This is a genomic window from Phytobacter sp. V69 (genome assembly GCF_965644215.1).
GTDB lineage: Bacteria > Pseudomonadota > Gammaproteobacteria > Enterobacterales > Enterobacteriaceae > Phytobacter.
Genome location: NZ_CBFFRL010000238.1, coordinates 1 through 6,147 on the forward strand (window position 1 = coordinate 1; position 6,147 = coordinate 6,147).

10 protein-coding genes and 1 pseudogene are annotated in these 6,147 nt (G+C 53.6%); 3 read left to right on the forward strand and 8 right to left on the reverse strand.

The window, feature by feature from the left end; all coding sequences use genetic code 11:
* From ACSZPU_RS22325 to ACSZPU_RS22335, 3 genes and pseudogenes are all read right to left on the reverse strand, one after another.
* On the reverse strand, positions 1-446 hold a 446-nt coding region (locus ACSZPU_RS22325), incomplete at its 3' end, for a DUF1203 domain-containing protein (RefSeq protein WP_499003258.1).
* 130 nt (positions 447-576) lie between these two features.
* Positions 577-675, reverse strand: coding sequence for a hypothetical protein (locus ACSZPU_RS22330; RefSeq protein WP_499003260.1), 99 nt, complete (start codon positions 673-675; stop codon positions 577-579).
* A gap of 145 nt (positions 676-820) precedes the next feature.
* Positions 821-997: pseudogene (locus ACSZPU_RS22335) on the reverse strand (LysR family transcriptional regulator); the annotation flags it as partial.
* A gap of 330 nt (positions 998-1,327) precedes the next feature.
* Here ACSZPU_RS22335 and ACSZPU_RS22340 point away from each other — a divergent pair.
* On the forward strand, positions 1,328-1,516 hold the full coding sequence (locus ACSZPU_RS22340; protein WP_499003262.1) for a hypothetical protein: 189 nt from the start codon (positions 1,328-1,330) through the stop codon (positions 1,514-1,516).
* 61 nt (positions 1,517-1,577) lie between these two features.
* Here the strand turns inward: ACSZPU_RS22340 and ACSZPU_RS22345 are convergent, their stop codons facing one another.
* The gene (locus ACSZPU_RS22345; protein WP_499003264.1) at positions 1,578-1,928 is read right to left on the reverse strand and encodes a DUF1304 domain-containing protein; all 351 of its coding nucleotides are present in this window, start codon (positions 1,926-1,928) and stop codon (positions 1,578-1,580) included.
* Positions 1,929-2,061: 133 nt separating this feature from the next.
* Complete coding sequence (locus ACSZPU_RS22350) at positions 2,062-2,667, reverse strand: glutathione S-transferase family protein (RefSeq protein ID WP_499003266.1); 606 nt, start codon at positions 2,665-2,667, stop codon at positions 2,062-2,064.
* Positions 2,668-2,974: 307 nt separating this feature from the next.
* Between ACSZPU_RS22350 and ACSZPU_RS22355 the strand changes: the two genes are divergently transcribed.
* Both ACSZPU_RS22355 and ACSZPU_RS22360 read left to right on the forward strand, forming a co-directional pair.
* Positions 2,975-3,865 carry a LysR substrate-binding domain-containing protein gene (locus ACSZPU_RS22355; protein WP_499003268.1) on the forward strand — a complete coding sequence of 297 codons (891 nt, stop codon included), beginning with the start codon at positions 2,975-2,977 and terminating at the stop codon, positions 3,863-3,865.
* Positions 3,866-3,932: 67 nt separating this feature from the next.
* A complete protein-coding gene (locus ACSZPU_RS22360; protein ID WP_499003272.1) occupies positions 3,933-4,631 on the forward strand; it encodes an RluA family pseudouridine synthase in 699 nt (232 codons plus the stop codon).
* A 77-nt stretch (positions 4,632-4,708) separates the two neighbouring features.
* Here ACSZPU_RS22360 and ACSZPU_RS22365 read toward each other — a convergent pair whose 3' ends face one another.
* The 3 genes from ACSZPU_RS22365 to ACSZPU_RS22375 form a co-directional block, all read right to left on the reverse strand.
* Complete coding sequence (locus tag ACSZPU_RS22365) at positions 4,709-5,248, reverse strand: DUF2058 domain-containing protein (protein ID WP_499003273.1); 540 nt, start codon at positions 5,246-5,248, stop codon at positions 4,709-4,711.
* 131 nt (positions 5,249-5,379) lie between these two features.
* Positions 5,380-5,625: a hypothetical protein gene (locus ACSZPU_RS22370; protein WP_499003276.1), complete on the reverse strand. Its 246-nt coding sequence runs from the start codon at positions 5,623-5,625 to the stop codon at positions 5,380-5,382.
* 28 nt (positions 5,626-5,653) lie between these two features.
* Positions 5,654-6,070, reverse strand: coding sequence for an MFS transporter (locus tag ACSZPU_RS22375; protein WP_499003278.1), 417 nt, complete (start codon positions 6,068-6,070; stop codon positions 5,654-5,656).
* Between the last annotated feature and the right edge of the window lie 77 nt (positions 6,071-6,147).

A 6,147-nucleotide genomic window follows, 5' to 3' on the forward strand; every position in this document is an offset into this window, starting at 1 on the left:
TCCTGAGTGATCAGGTGGGTCAAATTACAACTGCTGTTGTTAAACAAAGGTGGGTCAAAGTTCGACTGCTGTTGACAAGAGTTTAGTCTCCAGGATTCCCGGGGCGGTTCAATCATCATGTCGTTTTGATCAAATGCACGCAGGGATATCATTCGGTTCTGCATAATCTCTGGAATTTCATCTTTCAAAACCTTTGGTTCAATTTTACCCTCCCAAATAAAAATTGCTTGCGTCCCTCGATAGGGTGAACGACTGTCTAAATAAGTGTGATTAAGCAAAATGGCACGCTTTCCCATGGGAATGTCTGTCAGTGTGATTCTATCTGGACAGGAGGGGTATTTATCCACATTGAATCTTATCGCACCGTATGCCTTGAGTTCATCGTCGGAAAGGCCATAAAGGTGCTGGAAGCTATTGCCATTTAATCCAGTGATAATAAAAGACATAATTCACCTCAATATTAGAATGAAACTCTGCGAGAGTGATTAAAATAATCGAGCGCATTTAAGAAGAAACTGCGAATCTTGCTTTTTAATTCCATCCAGCGACTAACGCCCCGATAATTGAAACGCCTGTCTACCTTGCATCGAAGCCATCATCCACGATATCGACCAGACCGTCGTCGGTTACCACATCGACTTTGACGCGCGGATACGTCGCCACAAAACCCGACAATATCGGGGCCAGTACCAGCCAGGCTGCCGGTCGCGGTACGTTCAGGCGCAGGTACTGCCTGTAATGCCGTTACGTCGGCGAGCGCGTCGGCAACATCACGCAGGGCGGGCGTGAGTCGCGCCAGCAGGCGATAACCCGCCTCGGTTGGCGTGACGCTGCGGGTAGTGCGGTGGAAAAGGCGCACACCGAGCCGTTCTTCTAGCCCGCGCATGGCATGACTCAGGGCCGAGGCGGATACACTCCGTTCGGCGGCCGCTTTACGGAAACTTCGATGTCGTGCGACGGCTTCAAAGGCGTCCAGTTCGTGCAGATCGATTGTCATATTGATGAGAATTATTCAGTAGTTCATCAAACATAGTATGGCTTATCGCCCGCTATCCAGCATGCCACACTGGCGTCGTCGAATTGATAGGGAAGATAAACCATGCAACAGAAAAAACTGGGCAATGCCGATTTCACTATTTCGCCGATCGGTCTGGGTACCTGGGCCATCGCGGGACCGGGTTGGGAATTTGGCTGGGGAACGCATCGCCAGTCTCCCTGATGATGGCTGGCGTAAAACCCGCAGCCCGGACTTCAAAGAGCCGCGTCTGACCTGCAACCTGGCGTTGGTTGAGACCTTTCGTCGGATCGGTGAACGCCACGGGCGGAAGTGGCGATTTCCTGGGTGCCGAGACAACCGGCCATCTCCGGGGCGATAGTTGGCGCGCGCCACCCAACGCAGGTTGACGGGCTTCTGGGGGCGGCGGATTTCAGGCTGAGCGTGGACGAACTGGCCGAGATTGCCCCGTTTCTGCCCGAAGGCATGGGCACCAACGTGCCTGAGGCTTCCGCATCCTGAGCGGCAATAACGATTGATGAGCACTGTTCCCCTCGTCTGGAATGAGGGGAACAACCCCCCCTCAAGGCATCAACAATGCGATCAACGCCACCAGCGCCGGGAGCGCCTGGATATAGAGGATCTTCTTACTGGCGGTGACCGCGCCAAACACCCCGGCGATCACCACGCACACCAGGAAGAAGAATTTGAATTCGAACCCGCCATCACCCAGCCACAATCCCCACAGCAAACCGGCGGCTAAAAAGCCGTTATACAACCCCTGACTGGCAGCCAGCACGCGGCTGTCGCGGGCAAAATCAGCGCTGAGATTAAATGCCTTGCGGCCTGTTTTGGTGTCCCACAAAAACATTTCGAGCACCAAAATGTAGATATGAATAGCGGCGACAAGCGCGATGAGGATATTTGCTAACACAAGAAGCCTTAATGGATAAGAGCAGGGTACCTGGAGTATAGATAACGGCATAAAAAACGAAGGAAAATCCCTTCGCCTTTTATTGTTGGGGGGCGGGCGAGTTAATCAGTACCGCGATTAACCCATCCCGCATTTAGCACAGAGGATATTTTTTAAACGCGGGCAGGGCTTCACAGGCTTCGGCCACCGCCGCAATGTTGCCGAAATCGCCAGCCTGCACCACATTGGGGATCATAAACTGAATGAATGTCCAGACCACCGCGCTGGTGACCGATACCTGGTCCAGGCGTTTCGCCGCCGGGCGAGCCTCCAGCAGCGCATCCCACTCCCGACAAGCGGCTAACAATTGCTGTGTCACGCGCTCAATCCATGACTGGTGCTGTTTTTCCGCAGGCCGGAGATTGTGCTCATAAATGTTTTGTACCGCTTTTTCGCAGGCGGCAAGAATCACCCCCAGGATCTGAAGATCGCCTGCCAGCGCGCCGGGCTCCTGCGGCAATAATTTCTGTTCTGCTCCGGCCTGTGCGTCGAAATACTGCAAAATAAGCGTTGAGTCCATTAACTGCACGCCGTTATCCATCACCAGCGTCGGCGCTTTGACGACCGGATTAATTCGGGAAAACGCCTCAAATGAACGAAATACCGAAAGCGGCATGCTCTCAAATTCGATGCCATAGAGTTCCAGGGATACCGCAACGCGCCTGACGTAAGGCGAGTCCATCATGCCAATGAGTTTCATCGTGATCCTGTCCATACACAGCCACTGCTGTTAATCGATTAACCGCAACACCCGTCAGCGTGGGCATTGCGGCGAAGAAGACAGACAAACCTTAGCGTAAATCCCCATGGGCGAATATCACGGGTTTCTTACCTCTGATATTAGTTTTTCTAACATGTCGGGATATTGCCGCTATTTATGAAAATGCTTTAAAAATTAACAGGCATAAATTCAGATGGTTATTTAATGTTTGCCATCAGGGGCTGATTTAGCGAAGGCTATCGGGTAGTAATGTTAACGAATTGAACGATGCGACGAGGGCAGTAAGATGTCGGATTTTCCCCCTATCGCCAGCTTGCGAAGCTTTGAGGCCGTTGCGCGCCTTGGCAGCGTAACGCAGGCGGCAAAAGAGATGAACGTGACGCATTCGGCGATAAGCCAGCAAATCAAAATCCTCGAGGAGATGGTTGGCGTAAAGCTTTTTATCCGTCATGGCCGCGGGGTGCAGATTAATGAAGAAGGGCGACTCTATGCGTTGCAGATACGCGAGGCGCTCAACCATATCTCGGATGCCACCCGGCTGGTGCAGGTGAAGCCGCGCACGATGGAGCTGACGCTGGCAACGGTGCCGTCTTTTGGCAATCACTGGCTAATGCCGCGCCTGATGCGGTTTCGCGAAAAATATCCCGCTATCTCGTTGCGCCTGCAGGCTAGCCTTACGGTCACCAGCATGCTGCAGGAAGGTATCGATATTGCGATCCGTATGGGACAGGGCGACTGGGAAGGGATGGAAAGCCGCTTTCTTTTTTCGGATGAGCTTATCGTTGTCGCTGCCCCCGGTTATAACGAGGGCCAGTTACCCGGCACGCCCGAAGAGGTGGCGAAAAGTCACATTATCTTTTCGACCGAATCGTGGAAAACCTGGTGCCTTAATGCCGGGCTGGAAAAAGAGATCGTGCCCACCGGGCTACGCATCAACGATTCGAACCTGGTGCTCGAAGCCGTGCGGCTCGGGAGGGGTATCGCGCTGGAGCGTCGTACATTAGTCAGGGACGCTATTGCACGAGGAGAACTGGTGCAGGTAACGCCGTTCAGTGCGCCGTATCCCTGGCATTACTGGCTGGTGACGTCCCCGCAGACGGAGAAAAAACGGGAGGTCGCTCTGTTCATCGCCTGGCTGGATGAAGAGATCGCCCTGTGGCGCGAGCAGACCAAGTGAGGGGCAGATTCGCCAGTCGGCGGAGAATTAGCTATCATCCGCTCTCACTTTTCCGCCGGACCGCCTGATGTCTGTGATTATCGATACCTTTATTGCTCCGCCGTGCCATGACGAGATTGAACTCCTCTGGCAGGACGAGCACCTGGTACTCATCAATAAACCTGCCGGGCTGCTCAGCCTCTCGGGGAAAAATCCGCAAAACTTCGACTCGGTGCATCACCGGCTGGTGCAGATATTCCCCGGCTGCACCCTGGTCCACCGCCTGGATTTCGGCACCTCCGGGCTGATGGTGGTGGCCCGCAATAAGGCGATCAACGCCGCGCTCTGCCACCAGTTCAGCCAGCGCACCGTGCGTAAGGTCTACAGCGCGTTGCTCTGCGGGCACGTTGCCGACGACGAAGGGGTGATCGATGCGCCGATTGCCAAAGATCCGGCGCTGTTCCCGCTGATGTCCATCTGCGCTATCAACGGCAAGCCCGCGCGCTCCCGCTATCGGGTCGTTGAACGCATTTATCGGCAAGGTGAAGGCGGGGCGTTACTGCCACTGACGCGGGTCGAACTCACCCCGGAAACCGGGCGTACTCATCAGTTGCGCATTCACTGCCAGCAACTGGGGCATCCGATTCTGGGCTGCGATCTGTATGGCGGCCTGACGTGGCCGGGCGCGGAAGACACGCCCCGGCTGATGCTGCACGCCAGCGCGCTGCATTTTGTGCATCCGGTCAGCGAAGAACCGATTAGCGCCCACAATGCCAGCCCGTTCTGAGTGGCATCATCATGAAGATGCGCCGGGAGGAAGCCCGGCGCAGACGTGCAGAAAAAAGGGGAATCAGACACGGCGTATTACCACATCAAATCATCAGGGATTTTGAAATCGGCGTACGGATCGTCTTCGTCCTGGACATCTTCGCTTAACGCGCTGTTTAAGACAATGTAGCTCGCATCGCGCTGGGCAATTTTATCGGCAACGACGGCCGGGATAATCGCGTATTCACTGTCGCCGTTGCTGTTAGTCACCAGACGCGCAATGGCGAGACGGCCATTAATCAGCTGCGTCTGCGTGACTTTATCCACTACGACCTTTTTAATCAGGTTATTGTCGGTGAAGTTAAAATCGATATTGCCTTTCGCAACAGCGATCCGGTTCATTTCAATAAGCTGCTTCACCTGCGCTTTGTATTCTTTCGATAAAACCGCCTGCTTTTGCTGCTCGCTCAGCTCTTTATCACGCTCGATCTGCGCCTTTTTGTTTTCTTCTACAGCCTCTCGCGCCTCACGAGCCTGAACGCGTGATTTCTTCGCTGTTCTCTGGACTTTGGCCATCTTCTTGCTGGTTACTAATCCTGCTTTTAGCATCTGCTCTTGTAAGGTGAGTTTTGTCATCGTCGTATCTAACCTGGTAAAGAATTTGCGTGATTATAACGGGAATCGCTGCGGATATTCCAGGTGTGGCGCCGACCGCGTTTGTTCTCCGTGAAAGAGGCTGATAATTCAGCCTCTGGCAGTAAACAGATTTACTTTCTGGTGGCCATCTCTGAGCGCATTTGTTCTTCCATCGCGTTATCGATGCGGAAAAAATAGACCACCGCCGCCAGCAGCATATGCAGAACGCCGGGGATCACCGTCGAGAGCAACGTTATGCCGCCCAGTGATAACGGCGTCTGATTTTCTTGCCCTGCATGGCATGAAATCACGCTCAGCGTCACGCTGATAATGACACCGGCAACGGCCCAGACAAAAAGATTAAAGGCAAAGCTCATCCCGGATGCCCGCGTCCCGGATTTCCACTCACCATAACTTACGAATGCTGCGCAGGCTATCTTTTAAATTAAACACATGCGTTGCCAGAGTATTGACGCGTTCTTTTATCCCACCGTAGCAAATAAGAAATATCACCATCGCCGCCGTGGCCAGCACGGCCACGCCCAATTGATAGCCTTTCGCCTGGTCGCCCTGGCCAAACCATGACACCATTATCGGCAGGTCGACAGAGACAATGAAACCCGCCACGTCGCACAGTACGAAACGATAAGACTGGCAGGAGATTAACTCCTGTGGGTTGGTGGTCAGTTTGGTGATGAGCGCACAGTACGGCACATTATTCAGTGAATAGAGCAACGACAGGCCGAAATAAGTCAGCACGGCATAGAGGATTTTCCAGCCGGTGCCGATATCCGGCACCGTGAAGGTTAAAAATAAAATCAATCCTAGATAGTGTCGTCACAAGATTTTAGCCCAGAGAGCGATGCATCTGATCTGGACGGCAGCGAGAAATGAGGCCG

Bases quoted from the DNA above. Each gene is read 5' to 3' on its own strand.
- ACSZPU_RS22360 (WP_499003272.1), top strand. From the start codon at position 3,933: ATGTCTGTGATTATCGATACCTTTATTGCTCCGCCGTGCCATGACGAG.
- ACSZPU_RS22370 (WP_499003276.1), bottom strand. From the start codon at position 5,625: ATGAGCTTTGCCTTTAATCTTTTTGTCTGGGCCGTTGCCGGTGTCATT.
- ACSZPU_RS22365 (WP_499003273.1), bottom strand. From the start codon at position 5,248: ATGACAAAACTCACCTTACAAGAGCAGATGCTAAAAGCAGGATTAGTA.
- ACSZPU_RS22350 (WP_499003266.1), bottom strand. From the start codon at position 2,667: ATGAAACTCATTGGCATGATGGACTCGCCTTACGTCAGGCGCGTTGCG.
- ACSZPU_RS22355 (WP_499003268.1), top strand. From the start codon at position 2,975: ATGTCGGATTTTCCCCCTATCGCCAGCTTGCGAAGCTTTGAGGCCGTT.